Source organism: Streptomyces sp. NPDC005393 (assembly GCF_040606675.1).
Classification (GTDB): Bacteria; Actinomycetota; Actinomycetes; order Streptomycetales; family Streptomycetaceae; genus Streptomyces.
Genome location: NZ_JBEXFG010000006.1, coordinates 146,126 through 163,581, shown reverse-complemented (window position 1 = coordinate 163,581; position 17,456 = coordinate 146,126). Strand labels below are relative to the sequence as shown.

Annotated in this window: 10 protein-coding genes; 2 read left to right on the top strand and 8 right to left on the bottom strand. The window is 72.9% G+C overall.

What is annotated here, in order from left to right; all coding sequences use genetic code 11:
• The 6 genes from ABZS71_RS09060 to ABZS71_RS09035 all read right to left on the bottom strand — a co-directional run bounded on the left by ABZS71_RS09060 (position 1) and on the right by ABZS71_RS09035 (position 6,698).
• Positions 1–660 (bottom strand): PAS domain-containing protein, encoded by a 660-nt coding sequence (locus ABZS71_RS09060; protein ID WP_355850267.1) that lies wholly within the window; start codon positions 658–660, stop codon positions 1–3.
• Positions 657–1,823 carry a threonine synthase gene (locus ABZS71_RS09055; protein ID WP_356208516.1) on the bottom strand — a complete coding sequence of 389 codons (1,167 nt, stop codon included), beginning with the start codon at positions 1,821–1,823 and terminating at the stop codon, positions 657–659. Before ABZS71_RS09055 ends, ABZS71_RS09060 begins: the two co-directional genes overlap by 4 nt.
• A gap of 55 nt (positions 1,824–1,878) precedes the next feature.
• Positions 1,879–2,808 (bottom strand): Cof-type HAD-IIB family hydrolase, encoded by a 930-nt coding sequence (locus tag ABZS71_RS09050; RefSeq protein ID WP_355850261.1) that lies wholly within the window; start codon positions 2,806–2,808, stop codon positions 1,879–1,881.
• Positions 2,809–2,993: 185 nt separating this feature from the next.
• The gene (locus tag ABZS71_RS09045) at positions 2,994–3,899 is read right to left on the bottom strand and encodes a phosphatase PAP2 family protein (RefSeq protein WP_356208514.1); all 906 of its coding nucleotides are present in this window, start codon (positions 3,897–3,899) and stop codon (positions 2,994–2,996) included.
• Between the two features lie 62 nt (positions 3,900–3,961).
• A complete protein-coding gene (locus ABZS71_RS09040) occupies positions 3,962–4,999 on the bottom strand; it encodes a LacI family DNA-binding transcriptional regulator (protein ID WP_355850255.1) in 1,038 nt (345 codons plus the stop codon).
• Between the two features lie 25 nt (positions 5,000–5,024).
• Positions 5,025–6,698 carry a glycoside hydrolase family 13 protein gene (locus ABZS71_RS09035; RefSeq protein WP_356208513.1) on the bottom strand — a complete coding sequence of 558 codons (1,674 nt, stop codon included), beginning with the start codon at positions 6,696–6,698 and terminating at the stop codon, positions 5,025–5,027.
• A gap of 919 nt (positions 6,699–7,617) precedes the next feature.
• Between ABZS71_RS09035 and ABZS71_RS09030 the strand changes: the two genes are divergently transcribed.
• Positions 7,618–9,012: an alpha-amylase family protein gene (locus ABZS71_RS09030; RefSeq protein ID WP_356208512.1), complete on the top strand. Its 1,395-nt coding sequence runs from the start codon at positions 7,618–7,620 to the stop codon at positions 9,010–9,012.
• A 237-nt stretch (positions 9,013–9,249) separates the two neighbouring features.
• Complete coding sequence (pulA, locus tag ABZS71_RS09025; protein WP_356208510.1) at positions 9,250–11,877, top strand: pullulanase-type alpha-1,6-glucosidase; 2,628 nt, start codon at positions 9,250–9,252, stop codon at positions 11,875–11,877.
• Positions 11,878–12,021: 144 nt separating this feature from the next.
• Here pulA and ABZS71_RS09020 read toward each other — a convergent pair whose 3' ends face one another.
• Complete coding sequence (locus ABZS71_RS09020) at positions 12,022–13,965, bottom strand: hypothetical protein (RefSeq protein ID WP_356208509.1); 1,944 nt, start codon at positions 13,963–13,965, stop codon at positions 12,022–12,024.
• 317 nt (positions 13,966–14,282) lie between these two features.
• Positions 14,283–17,438 carry an alpha-N-acetylglucosaminidase gene (locus tag ABZS71_RS09015; protein WP_356208508.1) on the bottom strand — a complete coding sequence of 1,052 codons (3,156 nt, stop codon included), beginning with the start codon at positions 17,436–17,438 and terminating at the stop codon, positions 14,283–14,285.
• Positions 17,439–17,456 lie beyond the last annotated feature (18 nt).

Here is a 17,456-nt window from a genome sequence, read left to right as displayed (position 1 = left end):
CTACCCGCGCAGATAGTTGTAGACGGTGGCCCGGGACACCCCGAGCAGTTCGGTGACGACCTGGACGGAGTGCTTCACCTGGAGGAAGCCGCTGGTTCTGAGGGAGCGGACGAGTTCCTTCTTGGCGGGGGTGCCGAGGCTGCGGGGGGTGTGGCCGCGGGCGGCGGCGAATTCCTCGACGACGGCGCGGAGCTCGGCGGTGGTGCGGGCACGGAGGGTTTCGGTGAGGGGCTGTTCCTGCTCATCGGTGCGGACGAGATTGTTGAGGCTGCGGGCGACGCTGGCGAACAGGGAGACATCGAGATTGAGACAGATGGCGGCGACATAGGTGCCCGCGCCGTTCTTGATGCCGATGGAGGTGCTCTTGGCCGGGCGGCCGTCCGGGAAGCTGTTGGCGTAGTTCTGGACGATGCCGGGGAAGCCGGGGTCCTGGATACGGGCGAGGCCGAGCTCGGTGGCCGGGTCGCCGACCGCGCGGCCCGACAGATTGCTCTCGATGGTGCGGATGGCCTGGTCGGGGTGGCGGAGGTCGTGCAGGACCACCTCGCACAGCCCGGGGAACATCCGGCCGATGGCGACGACGATCTTCTCGGCCTCGCGCAGCAGCAGCTCGTCCTCGTCGAGGGGAGCCCTGCCTACGTCGTCCCTCTCCCCGGTCATCGCGGCTCCTCGCGCTCTCCGCCGCCGCCGAAGAGCGCGGTCATCGCCGGGGCCGCCTTCAGCCCCGAGCCCGTCAGCAGCACCACGGTCGTCTCCCCGGGGCGGATCGCGCCCCGGGCCCGGAAGACCTCGATCGCGGCGGCGGCGGTCGCGCTGGTCGGCTCGGCGTACAGGCCCATCGCGGCCAGCCGGCGGACCGCGGCGGCGATGGCGTCCTCCGGGAGGGCGGCCATGTCGCCGTCCGAGCGGTGGATGGCGCGCAGCACCTCCGGGAAGCGGACGGGCCGCCGGATGGCCGTGCCCTCGGCGATGGTGGGGGCGTGTTCGAACGGGACGGGGCCCTCGGCGCCCGCGCGGAAGGCGGCGTACAAGGGCGCGCAGTTGGCGGGCTGGGCGACGAGCAGCCGGGGGCGGCGGGCGATCTGGCCCGCCGCCAGCAGCTCGGAGAAGCCGAGGTCGCAGCCGAGGACGGTGGAGCCCGCGCCGGCCACCGTCACCACGGCGTCGGGGGCGGTGAAGCCGAGGTCTTCCCACAGCTCGTAGGCGAGGGTCTTGGTGCCCTGGAGGAAGAAGGGGTGCCAGTTGTGGCTCGCGTAGTACGTGCCGGCCGACTGGCGCAGCGCCTCGGCGGCGGTCGCGTCCCGGTCGCCCGGCACCAGCTGGACCTCGGCGCCGTACGCCCGGCTCTGGAGGATCTTCGCCGGGGAGGTCGACGCGGGGGCGAGGATTCTGGCCCGGATGCCGGCCGCGGCGCAGTACGCGGAGACCGAGGCGCCTCCGTTGCCCGAGCTGTCCTCGATGACCTCGCGTACGCCGCGCTGCGCGAGGAGCGAGATCATCACGCTGGTGCCGCGGTCCTTGAAGCTGCCGGTGGGGCTGAACCACTCCAGCTTGAAGAGAACCCGATCCTCCCCCCATTCCTTCTCGACCAGCGGGGTGCACCCTTCACCGAGTGACACCGGGGCGTCGACGGGCACCGGGAGGGCCGCTCGGTAGCGCCACAACGACCGGGCCCCGGTGTCCACCTCCGCGCGGGTGATGCCGGGCAGGGCGGAAACGGTGAGGGGGGCGCCGTCGTCACCCCGCCAGCGGGGCTCGTCGAGCGGGTACGAGGCGCCGGAGCGCTCATCCACGTAATGAGGTTCAGCTCGCACCTTGGACATTTTGTTTAGTTGTATAGCTTCCGTCAAGGGTGACGGTGGCGGACTCCAGTGGCGCTCAAGCGTGGGGGAAGAGCCGCTCAAGGACCGCCGCGACCCCGTCCTCGTCATGGCCGGGCGCCACCTCGTCGGCTATCGCCACCAGATCGGGGTGGGCGTTGCCCATCGCGACGCCGTACGCGGCCCAGGTCAGCAGCGGGATGTCGTTCGGCATATCGCCGAAGGCGATGGTCTCCTCGGGGGTGAACCCCATCCGGTCCGCGGCCAGTTGCAGCCCCACCGCCTTGTCGGTCCCGGCCGGCAGCACCTCGATCATGCCCTTCTCGGAGTGCGTCACCGTCACCTCGCCGGCGCCCACCCGCTCCGCGGACGCCGCGACCCGGCCGTCCGGCACCTCCCGATGGCGCATCAGCACCTTCTCGATCGGCTCCGACCACAGCTTCTCCCGTTCGGCGACCTCCCATCCGGTCCGCGGCCGGTCGGCGAAGCGCGCGGTCACCACGAAGCGGTTCTCGGGCGCGGCGGTCACCACGGCCAGCTCCAGGGGCCCCGCGCCCAGCGCCTCCTCCGTACGTTCCACCACCGACCGGGCCAGCTCCCGGTCCAGCGCGGCGGAGACCAGCAGCCGGTCCGCGGAGGCGTCGTACAGCTGCGCGCCCTGTCCGCACACCGCGAGCCCCCGGTAGCCGATCGCGACCAGGAACTCCCGGCAGGACGCGGCCGGGCGCCCGGTGACCACCAGATGGCGCGATCCGGCGCGGCGGACGGCGGTGAGCGCCGCGCGGGTGCGGGGGGAGACCGTCAGATCGCTGCGCAGCAGCGTGCCGTCGAGGTCGGTGGCCACCAGCGGAAAGCGGGGTTCCGCGGAGCGGGGGCGGGGGAGTACGGCCCGCGGAGGCAAGGCGGTGCCGGTGGTGCCGGACGGGGTGGCTGAAGCGGTGGCGTCGGCGATGTGCACGGTGCCGGTGGTCCCTTTCGTCACGCTCATCGTGCTCAGTCCGCGGCGATACGCGCGCCACATCGAGCCCCTGAACTCGGTGGAAAACCGCACCAGGATGGCGGGCCGGGCAGGGACGATCAAGCCGCGCAGGACAGAGCCGATCAGGCACTACGGGACAGCGTCGGTCAGGCATTGCAGGACAGCGTCGGTCAGGCGTTGCTGGACGGAGCCGGTCAGGCCGTCCTGAGCTCGCCCTCGCGCTCGCGCTCGCTCTCCCGCTCGGCCGCCAGCCGCCGCCCGGTCACCTGCCTCGGCAGCCGGTACGGCAGCGAGCCGTACCAGGCGTACGACAGCGCGAAGCCGAAGGAGAGGCAGACGACGCCGCCGACCGCGTCCATCCAGAAGTGGTTGGCGGTCGCGACGATCACCAGCAGCGTCGCCGTCGGGTAGAGCAGCCCCAGCGTCCACACCCACACCGGGCGGGCGAGCGTGGCGATGGTGAGACCGCACCACAGCGACCAGCCGATGTGCATCGAGGGCATCGCCGCGTACTGGTTCGACATATTGGCCAGATTCCCCGAGGCCATCGAGCCCCAGGTGTGGTGCACCACGACGGTGTCGATGAAGTGCCCGCCGCTCATCAGCCGGGGCGGGGCGAGCGGGAAGAAGTAGTAGCCGAGCAGGGCGACGCCGGTGGTCGCGAAGAGCACCAGCCGGGTGGCGGCGTAGCGACCCGGATGCCAGTGGTAGAGCCACACCAGCACGCCGATCGTCACGATGAAGTGCAGCGTGGCGTAGTAGTAGTTCATGCTCACGATCAGCCAGCTGACCGAGTCGATCGCATGGTTGACGCCGCGCTCGAAGGCCATGCCGAACTGGTGCTCCCACTCCCAGACCCAGCCCGCGTTGCGCAGCGCCTCGGACCTCTGCTCCGGGACGGCGTTGCGGATCAGGGAGTACGTCCAGTAGCTGACGGCGATCAGGACGATCTCGAACCAGAGGCGGGGCCTGCGCGGGGTGCGCATCCGGGCCATCTGGGCCGTCACTGTACGGCGTCGCACCGAACGCGCCTCGGCCGCCTCGATGGGTGACGGGGTGGCCGTCCGGCCTGCCGGAGTCCTGATCGTCGCTTCACCCATAGGGCAACAGTCTGCCAGACGCGGTCCACCCGCAGATCGTCCGCAGGTCGGTTCTTCGCCGCTTATGCCCCGGTCCGTGAGGGACCGCCGTGCGCCGAGGCCGTGGAGCCGCGGACCACCAGTTCGGGGAGGAAGACGAACTCGCTGGGCGGCGCCGGGGTGCCGCCGATCTCCTCCAGCAGCGCCCGCACCGCCGCCTGCCCCATCGACTGGACCGGCTTGCGGATGGTGGTCAGCGGCGGATCGGTGAAGGCGATCAGCGGGGAGTCGTCGAAGCCGACCACGGAGATGTCCTGAGGGACCCCCAGCCCCCGCTGCCGGGCCGCGCGTATGGCGCCCAGCGCCATCATGTCGCTCGCGCACACCACCGCCGTACAGCCCCGGTCGATCAGCGCGGACGCCGCCGCCTGGCCGCCCTCCAGGGTGTAGAGCGAATGCTCGATCAGCTCCGCGGACTCCTCGGGCGCGAGCCCCAGCCGGTCCCGCATGGCGCTCTGGAAGCCCTCGATCTTGCGCAGGACGGGGACGAACCGCCTGGGGCCGAGCGCGAGCCCGATCCGGGTGTGCCCGAGCGAGACCAGATGGGTGACGGCCAGCAGCATCGCCGCCCGGTCGTCGGGGGAGATGAAGGGCGCCCGCACCTTCGGCGAGTAGCCGTCCACCAGGACGAACGGCACGCCCTGGCCGCGCAGCTGGTCATAGCGCTGCATATCGGCGGAGGTGTCCGCGTGCAGCCCGGAGACGAAGATGATCCCGGCCACTCCCCGGTCCACCAGCATCTCGGTCAGCTCGTCCTCGGTCGAGCCGCCGGGGGTCTGGGTGGCCAGCACGGGGGTGTAGCCCTGGCGGGTCAGCGCTTGCCCGATCACCTGGGCGAGCGCGGGGAATATCGGGTTCTCCAGTTCGGGGGTGATCAGCCCTACCAACCCGGCGCTGCGCTGCCGCAGCCGCACCGGCCGCTCGTAGCCGAGGACGTCCAGGGCGGCGAGGACGGACTCGCGGGTGGCGGCGGCCACCCCCGGCCTGCCATTGAGGACGCGGCTGACGGTGGCTTCGCTGACCCCCGCTTGAGCTGCGATGTCAGCAAGCCGTGCGGTCATGGGATTGGACTGTACCGGTCGCATGTCAGATTGCCCACCACGCGCAGGAATCAGCGGGAATGCGCACGGTAGCGGGCGCCGGGCCGGCGCCGTACGCCAGCGGCGCCGAGGACAGCAGAGCGCGCCCCGGAACCGGAAGTTCGACCTCCTCCCCGAGGGTGTTCAGCGTGCACACAAAGCCCGGACGGGACAGCGCCACCACCCCCGCCGGGGCCCCCAGCCAGGTCATCCGGCCGTCGCCCAGCCCCGGCAGCTCCCGGCGCAGCGCGAGCGCGGCCCGGTACAGCTCCAGCGTAGATCCCGGGTCGCCGGTCTGCGCCTCGACGGAGAGGTCCGCCCAGTCGGCGGGCTGCGGCAGCCAGCTGCCGCCGGGGCCGAAACCGCAGGACGCGCCCGAGCGCGCCCAGGGGATTGGGACCCGGCAGCCGTCCCGGAAGCCGTCCTGCCCGTCCTGGCCGTCCTGTCCGTCGGCGGAGGTACGGAAGAAGGCGGGGTCCTGGCGCAGCTCGTCCGGGAGGTCGGTCACCTCGGGAAGGCCCAGCTCCTCGCCCTGGTAGAGGTAGGTCGAGCCGGGCAGCGCGAGGGTGAGCAGGGCGGCGGCGCGGGCCCGGCGCAGGCCCTGTCCCGGGCTGTCGGTGGCGTAGCGGGTGGTGTGCCGTACGACGTCGTGGTTGGAGAGCACCCAGGTCGTGGGGGCGCCGACGGAGGCGGTCGCGGCCAGCGACTCGTCGATCACCGCGCGCATCGCGGCCGCGTCCCACGGGCACTTCAGGAACTGGAAGTTGAACGCCTGGTGCAGCTCGTCGGGGCGTACGTAGAGGGCGAGCCGCTCGGCGCTGGGCGCCCATGCCTCGGCGACGCCGATGCGGTCGCCGGGGTAGGAGTCCAGCAGCAGGCGCCAGGAGCGGTGGATCTCATGCACCCCGTCCTGGTCGAAGAACGGCAGCACCTGGGAGCCGATGAGCTTGGCCTGTTCGGTGTGGCCGATATCGGGCAGCCCGGCGGCCTTGACCATGCCATGGGCGACATCGATACGGAATCCGTCCACGCCCAGATCCAGCCAGAAGCGCAGCACCGAATCGAACTCCTCGCGGACCTCCGGGCGCTCCCAGTTGAGATCGGGCTGCTCGGGCGCGAAGAGATGCAGATACCACTCGCCGGGGGTGCCGTCCGGATGCGTCGTACGGGTCCAGGCGGGGCCGCCGAAGACCGACTCCCAGTCGTTGGGCGGCAGTTCGCCGTCGACGCCCCGGCCGGGGAGGAAGTGGTACCGCTCGCGGGCCGCCCCCCGAGGCCGGTCCGCGAGCGCGCTGCGGAACCACGGGTGCTGGTCCGAGGTGTGGTTCGGGACGACGTCGACGATCACCTTCAGCCCCAGCTCATGGGCGGTGCGCACCAGATCGTCGGCGTCGCCGAGGGTGCCGAAGAGCGGGTCCACGGCGCGGTAGTCCGCCACGTCGTAGCCGCCGTCGGCCTGCGGGGAGGCGTAGAAGGGGGTCAGCCAGACGGCGTCCACACCCAGCCGGGCGAGATGGGGCAGCCGCTCCCGTGCCCCGCGCAGATCGCCGATCCCATCGCCGTCGCTGTCGGCGAAGGACCGCACATACACCTGGTAGATGACGGCGTCGCGCCACCAGCCGAGCCCCTCGGACGGTCGTACCGGCTCGGCCTGGAGGGAGGTCGTGAGCTCCTGGGTCATGGCGGGAACGTAACAGCTCTGCAACGCCTTGCGGAAGAGCTTGCAGGGGGTGGTGGTGTCCTCTGGAAGCGCTCCGGGCGCATGTCAGGCGCTTGTACGGGCGCGAGGCGGCAATCGGAGGGACACGCGGACGTAACACATCCGGGCCCCTTGCGGAAAGGTGCCCTGCGACGTGGCGTAGCGGCCACTGCGCTCGTCGCGGTACGCCAAGGTCCCCTTCCAAGACGCGCCGGGCACGTCACCTATGGTCCGGCGCACCACCCGCCCGGCCCGGAACTGGGGCCGCGGAGGTGACCGCTTTGCCGGACGGGATGCGCGGCCGAGCCGGTCGCTCTCCCGGCCCCCGGCCCCGGCCGCCTGCCCTGCCGTCGGCGGACGCACTGTCGGCGGACGTGCCTCCCTGGCGGGACCCGGCACCGCACCGGCCTGCTCCGGACGGGGCACGGCTGCTCCCGGCGCGTGCTCCCGGCGCGCGCGGCAAGGCGATCGATTCCGGCTCGCGCCCGGCGGCCGGGGTGGCCGCCGCAGCCGCGCGTCCGGACGGGTGCGGCGGCGCCGGAGCGCACCGCGCGTTGGCGCGGCCGCCGCGCTGCCGGACCAGGGCTGCATGGGCGTCGTACCTGGTCGTGCGCGGTTCCACCGCCCGGGCGCCACCGGGGAGTTGACCGGCCCGACCGGCCGGGCGCGTGGGGCCCGTTGGCCGGGCCCCCGACCGGCCGGACCGGAGAACGTGGTTGAACGTAACACCGCCGCAATCTCTTGTGAAAGGTCTTGCAACAAGAAATCGGTGCGAGTACCGTCCGGTCACCACCGCAGGACTGACGTCTTGCAGCAAGAACCTTCACTGGCCTTACGGGCATGGCGCGTTGCCGTACGAGGCTCAATCGTCACCCGCAATCCCCCTCACGCAGGAGGAACGATGGCCAGCAGGCGCAGACCCCCCATAGCCGCAGCCCTCGCCCTGGTGGCGGGCGCGACGGCGCTCGTCGCCCTTCCGCAGCAGACGGCGCAGGCGGCTCCCCCCGGGACCAAGGACGTCACCGCCGAGCTCTTCGAGTGGAAGTACGACTCCGTCGCCAAGGAGTGCACCAGCACGCTGGGACCCGCCGGCTACGGCTATGTCGAGGTGTCCCCGGCCAGCGAGCACATCCAGGGCGCCCCGTGGTGGACCTCGTACCAGCCCGTCAGCTACAAGATCGCCGGACGGCTCGGCGACCGCACCGCCTTCAAGAACATGATCGACACCTGCCATGCGGCGGGCGTGAAGGTCGTCGCCGACGCCGTCATCAACCACATGTCCTCCGGGTCGGGCACCGGCACCGGCGGCTCCTCGTACACCAAGTACAACTACCCCGGGATCTACCAGTCCCAGGACATGGACGACTGCACCGCCCAGGTCAGCAACTACGCCGACCGCTGGAATGTGCAGCACTGCGAGCTCGTGGGCCTCGCGGACCTGGACACGAACGAGCCGTATGTCCGCACCCGGATCGCCGAGTATCTGAACGATCTGCTGTCGCTCGGCGTCGACGGCTTCCGGGTCGACGGCGGTAAGCACATCCCGACGGAGGACCTGGCCGCCATCAAGAGCCGGCTGAGCAACCCCGGTGTCTACTGGAAGCAGGAAGTGATCTACGGGGCGGGTGAGGCCGTCTCCCCGACGGAGTATCTGCCGAACGGCGATGTGCAGGAGTTCCGCTACGGCCGTGACCTCAAGCGCGTCTTCACGAGCGAGAAGCTGGCGTATCTGAACAACTTCGGCGAGGGCTGGGGCTATATGGCGAGCGGCCAGTCCGGCGTCTTCGTCGACAACTGGGACACCGAACGCAACGGCTCCACCCTCACCTACAAGGACGGCGCCAACTACACCCTGGCCAACGTCTTCATGCTGGCCTGGCCCTACGGCTCCCCGGACGTCCACTCGGGCTACGAGTTCAGCGACAACGACGCCGGACCGCCCAACGGCGGCACGGTCAACGCGTGCTGGCAGGACGGCTGGGAGTGCCAGCACAAGTGGCCCGAGATCATCAGCATGGTCGCCTTCCGCAACACCGCGCGGGGCACGGCCGTGACCAACTGGTGGGACAACGGCAACAACGCGATCGCCTTCGGGCGCGGCGACAAGGCGTACGTCGCCATCAACCACGAAAGCGGCTCGCTCAGCCGGACCTTCCAGACCTTGCTGCCCGCGGGCAACTACTGCGATGTGCAGAGCGGCAAGGGAGTCGCCGTCAACTCCTCGGGCCAGTTCACGGCCACGCTCGGCGCCAATACGGCGCTGGCGCTGCACACGGGGGCCCGGAGCTGCGGTTAGGCGGCGGCCCTCACCTGACGCCGGTCAAGGGGCTCCGCCCCTTGACCGGCCCGGGCGCAGCCCCGGACCAGCCCCCGCCCGGGGCCGCGCCCCCAGCCCCCGCCCCTGGGCCCTGCCCGGGCCCCGATCCTCGATCGCCGGAGGGACCAGAATCTCCAGCCCCGCCGGGAGGCCCGAGAGGCGTCCGGGGCCTGGGGGCGGAGCCCACACCACACCCGCCAAGGAGCCACTACCCCCGTGAAAGTCACCCTCCGCCGCACCGCCGCCGCCCTCGCCACGCTGGGTCTGTACGCGGCGGCCGCCCCCGCGGTCCAACAGCCCGCGCACGCCGCCGCAGCCGCCACCGCCGGGGCCCAGTGGATCGACCGCGACACCGTCGTCTGGCAGGTCGAGGCCGACCGCACCACCGAGGAGGAGCTGCGCTCCTCCTCGGGCGGCGCCCTGCGGCTGAGCCCCACCACCCTCACCGACGCCCAGAAGGCCGCGTACCCCCACCTCGCCGGCCGTCCCGCCTTCGCCGTCGACCCCCGCGACCGGGAGAAGGCCGCCACCGCCCTGCGCGGCGAGGTCGAGGCCGTCCAGCGCGGCGGGGACGACCACCACGTACTGCACCGCACCGGGGTGCAGATCCCCGGTGTGCTGGACGACCTGTACGCGCGCGCCGCCCGCCGCGCCGAGCTGGGCCCGGTCTTCCACCACGGCCGCCCCACCCTCTCCGTCTGGGCGCCGACCGCCCGGACCGTATCGCTCGACCTCGACGGCCGCACCGTCCCCATGCGGCGGGACGCCGACAGCGGCGTATGGAGCGTGAGCGGCCCACCGGACTGGCGGGACAAGCCGTACCGCTACCGGGTCCGGGTCTGGGCCCCGAGCGTCCAGAAGATGGTCACCAACGAGGTCACCGATCCGTACGCGACCGCCCTGACCGCCGACTCCGCGCGCAGCCTCGTCACCGACCTGGCCGATCCGAAGCTCGCCCCCAAGGGCTGGTCCGCGCTCAAGAAGCCCCGGGCCGTCCCGCTGCGCGACGCCCGTATCCAGGAGCTGCACATCCGCGACTTCTCGATCGAGGACCGCACCAGCGCCCACCCCGGCCAGTACCTCGCCTTCACCGACCGCGGCTCGGACGGCATGCGGCACCTCGGCCAACTGGCCCGGTCCGGCACCTCGTACGTCCATCTCCTCCCCGCCTTCGACTTCTCCACCGTCCCGGAGCGGAAGTCCGGCCAAGCCGAGCCCGGCTGCGATCTGGCCGCGCTGCCCGCCGACTCCGGCCAGCAGCAGAAGTGCGTGGGCGAGGCGGCGGCGAAGGACGGCTACAACTGGGGGTACGACCCGCTGCACTACACCGTCCCCGAGGGGGGCTACGCGAGCCACCCGGACGGCCCGGCCCGCACCCGGGAGTTCCGGCAGATGGTGCAGGGCCTCAACCGCACCGGGCTGCGCACCGTCATGGACGTCGTCTACAACCACACCGTGGCCGCCGGGCAGGACGACCGGTCCGTCCTCGACAGGATCGTGCCCGGCTACTACCAGCGGCTGCTGGACGACGGCACCGTGGCCACCTCCACCTGCTGCGCGAACACCGCGACCGAGCACGCCATGATGGGCAAGCTGGTCGTCGACTCGATCGTCACCTGGGCCAAGCAGTACAAGGTCGACGGCTTCCGCTTCGACCTGATGGGCCACCATCCGAAGGCCAATATCCTCGCCGTACGCAAGGCCCTGGACGCCCTCACCCCCGCCAAGGACGGGGTGGACGGCAAGTCGATCATCCTCTACGGCGAGGGCTGGAACTTCGGCGAGGTCGCAGGCGACGCCCGCTTCGTCCAGGCCACCCAGCGCAACATGGCCGGCACCGGCATCGCCACCTTCAGCGACCGCGCGCGGGACGCGGTGCGCGGCGGCGGGCCCTTCGACGAGGACCCGCGCGTCCAGGGCTTCGCCTCCGGCCTCTTCACCGACCCCAACACCTCACCGGCCAACGGGAGCTCGGCCGAGCAGCGGGCCCGGCTGCTGCACGACCAGGATCTGATCAAGGTCGGGCTCTCCGGAAACCTCGCCGACTACACCTTCACGGACACCCGCGGGCGGCGGGTCAAGGGCTCCGAGGTCGACTACAACGGCTCCCCGGCCGGCTACGCCGCCGCCCCCGGCGACGCCCTCGCCTACACCGACGCCCATGACAACGAGACCCTCTACGACGCCCTCGCCTTCAAACTGCCGGAGCGGACCTCGGCCGCCGACCGCGCCCGTATGCAGGTCCTGGCCATGACCACCGCCGCCCTCTCCCAGGGCCCGGCGCTCAGCCAGGCGGGTACGGACCTGCTGCGCTCCAAGTCGCTGGACCGCAACTCCTTCGACAGCGGCGACTGGTTCAACGCGATCCACTGGCGGTGCCAGGACGGCAACGGCTTCGGCCGCGGGCTGCCCCCGGCGGCCGACAACCAGTCCAAGTGGACCTACGCCAAGCCGCTGCTGACGAACCCGGCGGCACGCCCCGGCTGCGCCGAGATCACGGGCGCCTCCGCGGCCTACCGCGATCTGCTGCGGATCCGCACGACGGAGAAGGCGTTCAGCCAGGCCACCGCGGACGGGGTCCAGTCCGCGCTGTCCTTCCCGCTGTCCGGGGCCGAGGAGACACCGGGCGTGATCACCATGCGGCTCGGCCGTCTCGTCGTGGTCTTCAACGCCACCCCGGACCGCCGGTCCCAGCACGTCCCGGCCCTGGCCGGGACGCGGTACGCCCTGCACTCGATCCAGGCGCGGGGCGCCGACGCCACCGTCAGGACGTCCTCGTACGACCGCTCAACGGGCACCTTCGCGGTCCCCGGCCGCACGGTCGCCGTCTACGTGGAGCGCTAACCGCTTCTCAAGGAGGGTGACGGCGTACGCGCTGCCGCCGCCACCCTCCTTGGACGGCTCGCCCGGCTGCCATTGGCCGATATCGTGCGCCCGTATCCAGCGCGCGGCGTCGCCCGCCGGGCACCCACGCCGCCACGGGCCCGCTCAGCGCAGGGCGCCCAGGCGGTCGCCGTTCCGCAGGCGGGCCTTGAGGTCGGCGTGGGCGCCGGCCTTGGCGGGGAGGGTGAGGGCTCGGCCATAGGTGCGGCCCCGGACGGCGCCCGTCGCCGTGATCGTGGCGACCTGGCGGCTGCCCGCGGCCAGGAGGTACCAGTGGCCGGACCGCGCCTTCCACAGCACGCCCGCCAGCACGCGCGGTGCGCGGGGCCCGCAGGCCGGGGAGCTGTCGGCGCTGGAGGCGATCGCGCCCGCCGCGCCGCGGCGCGTGCCCCACGGCTGGAACTGGGCCAGGACCCTGCTGCCCGTGCCCCGCCAGGTGTCCGCGCGGGTGCACAGCCAGGCCGCGTGGCCGCCCGCCTCGGGGAGAGCCTGGGCGGCGAAGCGCCAGGAGTTCACGGTGCGTACGCCCCGCGCCTGCATCAGCGGGAGCCGGCAGGCGGTCCGGGCCCAGCTCACGCGGGCCGCGCGGCCCGCGACATCGTGGGCGCCGTGCCCGGGGGTGCCGTACGTCAGCCGGGCCGGGGCCAGTTCGCCGAGGTCGGCGACGAGCCGCGAGCCGAGTTGCAGGGCGGGCCAGCCGCGGCAGGGGCGCAGCTGCGGGATGGTGCGCACCGGCTCGGTCACCCCGTCGGCGGTGCGGTGCAGCGGGCGCGGTGCCACACCGGGCCGTACCAGGTCCCGCACCGAGGCGTGGCGCACCCAGGGGGCGGTCAGATAGCGGACGTTGCCGTCCGTGCGGCTGAGCACGAGCGCGGTCGAGGTGGCGGCGGTCGCGGCGTCGAGCCGGGCGAGGTCCAGTGCCACCGCTCCGCTGCCGCCCCTCGCCTCCGCGTACCGCGCGACCCGCAGCCCGTCGTGCAGCAGCACCACCGCCGCCTGGTCCACCTCGCCCGCGTACAGCAGCTGCGGCGGCCCGGCGGGCGGGCCCGACTGCGTGCCCATGGTGGCCGACAGCCGCACCGAGCGGCCCGGCCGCGCCCATACGGCCAGGGCCCGGCGCAGCAGCGCGGTGTCGTGGACCCGATTACCCCGCGCGGGCCAGGAGGAGAAGTCGGCGCGGGTCGCGGTGCGCCACGCGTGGGGCGCGGCCCGCGTCAACTCACCCGGGTCCAGGGCCCGTTCGGAGGACGGATTACGGGCGTACGAGGGCGCTGCCGCACCGCTCGGCCCCCAGCCCTGGCCCGGCATGCCCAGCAGCGTTCCGCACACCACCAGCGCCACCACCGCCACCAGCACCGCCCGCAGATGCTGCCGGCGGCGCATCAGATCCGTCGGCCGCGCCTGAAGCGAACAGGGGTCGAACTCCGCGGACTTCAGCAGCGATCCGTCCCGGCTGCCCGCCGGCTCCGGCACGGAGTCCGCCTCGGCGAGCGCGGCCCGCGGATCCGCGACCCCGGCGGCCTGCAACAGCTTCCGCGCCTCGCGGTCGTCGAGCCGCTCCAGCTCGCGCAGGACGTACGCGGCCCGGCCCGGCCCGGACAGCTCCGACAGCGCCTTGTCCAAGGCGAGTTCATCCGCCCCGCCCGAGCGCGGGAACAGCCGCAGCCCGAACACCTGCGGCAGCGGCGACGGCAGCCGCCACCAGCGCCGCGGCCGGGCGGCGCGCAGCGCGGTACGCAGCACCCGCAGCCGTACGTAGGCGTAGCCCGCGTCGGCCGCCGCCCCCTTCGTCCCGCGCTGCCAGGGCAGTTCGAGGTCCGGGTGCGGGTCGCCGCCCGAGCCGCCCGCCCGGTTGCGGGGCAGCGCGCGCTGCGCCAGCGCGTGGGCGGCCAGCACCCGGCGGGTGCGCCCCATACCGGGCGGCAGGATGAGGTACCCGAGCCGCACCAGCCGCGGGTAGTGCTCGACGATGGCGGCCTCGGCCTGCTCGACGTCGATGGGGCCGGTGGTGTCGTCGTCGAGGGGGGCTGTCGCCTGCTGCTGGTCCACGTTGCGTAGAACGAGTGGCGGGGCGGGTAGGTCACCTCGCACCCCCTTTTTCAGGGCTCGGTTCGCCTCCGGCGCGCTGTGAGCCTCCCCCAACCTTCGGCCGGGGGGGAACGAGCGAACCTGACGACTTTCCAACAAGCCAGCGCCGCCCGCTCGGCGCACCGCACATCGGTGGGGAGCCCGAGGGGGCTCCGCGCGCTCTCCCTTACGACAGCGGCGCGCCCCTTCGGCTCGCCCCCAGCTACCGCTGGGAGGTGCCCCCAGCCAGGGGCAGCCGAGCGCCGGGGCACCCGGATGCTCGGCCACCCATCCCCGGCTCACTCGCCGGGCCTGACCCCCCATCCACTGAACTCGACCGTCCCGCGGGCCCCGGTGCCGCCGTTGGCCGCGCTCATGAAGAGCCCGGCGTCCTGCGCGCCGGCCGCCGCGCCCGGTGCCGTCACCGTCGCCACCTTCCGCCAGGTCGCGCCGTCGTCGGTGGACAGCTCACCGGTGTACGAGGTGGCGGCGGCGCGGGTCAGCCGCAGGAGCACGGGTGCCTTCACACCGGTGATCCGCTGGTAGGTGTCCAGCGTGCCGTCGCCGTTCGCGTCGTACGACAGCACGACGCCGTTCGCCGGGGTGACGGACAGATTCACAAAGCCGGGGGAGCCCGCCGTCGCGAGGGCGTTGCGGACGATGATCCCGGCCCGCGCCCATGGTCCGGTGGCCGCCTGGCTCTCCACCTTCACCGTCACGGCGCCGCCGACGGCCAGCGCCCCCGCCCGGTAGACCGCCCCGAACTCGGCGGTGCCCTTCCACAGGTCCTGGCCCGCCCCGTCGATCGCGAACCGCTCCGCCAGCTGGCCGAAGACCGCGCCGTTGGTGGTGACCGTCTTCAGGCCGTCCGCGAGCGGCCCGGCCGTCCACAGCGTGCCGCCGCGCACGGTCCGCACCCGGTCCTCGCCTCGCGGCCCGTACGCCACGGCCAGCTCGTACGGCAGCGGCTTCAGCGGACGGTCCAGCGGTCCGTCGGGCGCGGTGGCGCGCCAGTGGACCGCGCCGTCGCCGCCCGCCGGGACGCTCCGCAGCCAGGTCTGCCCCTGCGGTACCGGGTCGAGCCCGGTCACGGTCAGCTCGAAGTCGACGCGGCCGGTGGGGCGCAGCCCGTTGACGTTCCGCAGTGCGGCGGTGATGGCGGCCGTGCCGCCGGGTGGCAGCGTGGCGGGCTCGGTGGTGACGGTCACCGCACCCTGGTACGGGGCCTTGGCGAGCGCCTCGTACACCCGCTGGGCGGTGCGGTGGGCGTCCGTCGTCGGCCGCACCGGATAGCTCTTGTGCTCACGCGTCCACGGCTCCTCGACGGCGAACCAGTCGAAGGCGCGCGGCGCCCGCCCCTGGGCCAGCGCGTCCTCCAGCTCGTCCAGATAGGACTGCCACTGGGGGAGGTGGAAGTCGGCGATCAGGCCGTTCCAGTCGCGGTTGGCGTAGTTGGCGAGCTTGCCGCCGTCCGCCGTGACCCGGTCCGCCCAGGTGGTGATGAGGGTGCGCGCGGCGTGCTCCAGCTGGGCGGACTCCTCTGCGCCGGACGCCATCCGCTTGGCGTCCTCCAGCCAGGGGCCGAGCAGAAAGCGGCGGTGGGCGCCGGTCATGTCGTCGCTCAGCCGCATCAGCTTGAGCCACAGCCGGGCCAGCCCCCGGAAGGTCTCCAGGTCCTTGCGCTCATACGCGTCCTGCAACTGCGGGATCAGCTGCCAGGAGCGGTTGGCGAGCGCCTGCCGGGCGGTGTCGGTCAGATCGTGGCGGTAGGCGTCGCTGTCCCGCAGCGAGGGCCGCACGCCCAGCAGCGCCGCGAAGGCCACGTCGAAGTCGGCCGGGTCGAAGGCGGGCGTGTGGGTGGCGTAGTTGGTGCCCGAGCGGGCGGTGAGACTGGGGCGGGCGGCGAAGACGGAGTCGTGCGGGCGGCCGTCCTTGCTGCTGATCTGGTACGCCGTGTCGCGCAGCGCGGCGAACGCCTCCCGGGCCCGGTCGTCGCGCCCGCCGAACCGCACGTCCGCGTAGGTACGGAACCAGCCGGCGCGGTCCACCGCCTCGTCCCGCCACGCCAACTCGCTGAACAGCTCGAACGCCGCCGGGTCGCGCTCGACCGCCTCCGCCATATAGGCGGTGCCGACGAGCTTGCTGCCCGGCTTGTCGCGCCAGACGGTGAACCTCTGCGTCCACATATGGGTCTTGGCGCCGATCGTGGTGCGGCCGCCGAAGTTCGGGATGGTGCCGAAGGCGTACGGGACCGAGCCCCAGTCCTTCTCCCGGTCGGTGACGGTGTCGAGGTCCGACAGGCCGTCGACGACGAGCATATGGTCGTGGTCGACGGCGTCCAGGAGATCGCGGCGCGGGTTGGCCTGCCAGCCGAGGATCACCCAGATGGCGCCGGGACGGGCGGTCTGCAGGGCCTTCTCCACTGCGCGGGCCGCGTCCGGGACCGGGACGTCGCCCGGGTCGCCGCCCTCGTGCAGGAGGTCCATCTTGAACAGCTCGGCGGGGCCGAAGAGGTCCTGCTGATGGCGGTAGAAGGCGGCGGCCACCTTCCGGAACGACTCGGTCCGGGGGTCGAGCCAGTCGGGGCGCTTGAGCCCTGCCCAGTCGCCCTGCGGGACCGTACGGGCCCCCGTATTACGGGCGGCGAAACCGTCGGGGACGGTGCCGAAGTAGCCGGGGAACACGGGCCGCATGCCCAGCTCCCGCAGCCGGTCGGCGATGCGCCGCCCCAGCGCCGCCCGCTTGTCGAGCAGCGCGGTGGACACCGGCCCGCCGTAGCCGCTCATGTTCTGCAGCAGCCACCAGGGCTGGTGGGAGGGGGCGGGCAGCCAGGCGCGCGCCTCCGCGTCCGGATAGCCGAAGTCCTTCAGAAGCCGTTGGTAGACGGCCTCCTGCCCCGCGGTGACCAGCAGCTCGTTGCAGCCGTGCAGGGCCGCGATATCGATCAGGTGCTCCCAGCGGTCCCAGTCGGCGAACGGCGCGGTGTAGCCGTCATGGGTGTCGTTGAACGCGAACCGGTGCGGGAGCGCGGTCGACCGCTCGACGCGCCGGCGGGGCGCGGGCAGCTTCTTCGGCAGGTTCAGCTGGTCGCCGGACCAGGTGAGCTGCGCCTGACAGGTGTACTTGAGGTACCAGTGCACCCCGGTCAGCAGCACCGCCGGCCCCGTCCCGGCCACGGTGACACGCCCCGGCGACCCGGTGACCTCGAACCGCTCCTTCCCCTCCTTCCCCTTCTCCAGCGCCACCAGCCGGAACTGATCGGCGTGGCCCGGGAGCAGCCGGTCCAGCGCGGCCCGCGCGGGGGCGGTGTCGAAAGCGGTCACGGCGGTGTCCTGTGCGATGTCCCGTGCGCCGTCCGGCGCGTCGGCCGCCGCGGGGGAATGGCTCCCCAACGCGGCTCCGGCCCCAAGTGCTCCGGCGGTTCCGATCAGCGTGCGTCTGCTCAGGTCGCTCATGCGCCCCCCAACGGACAA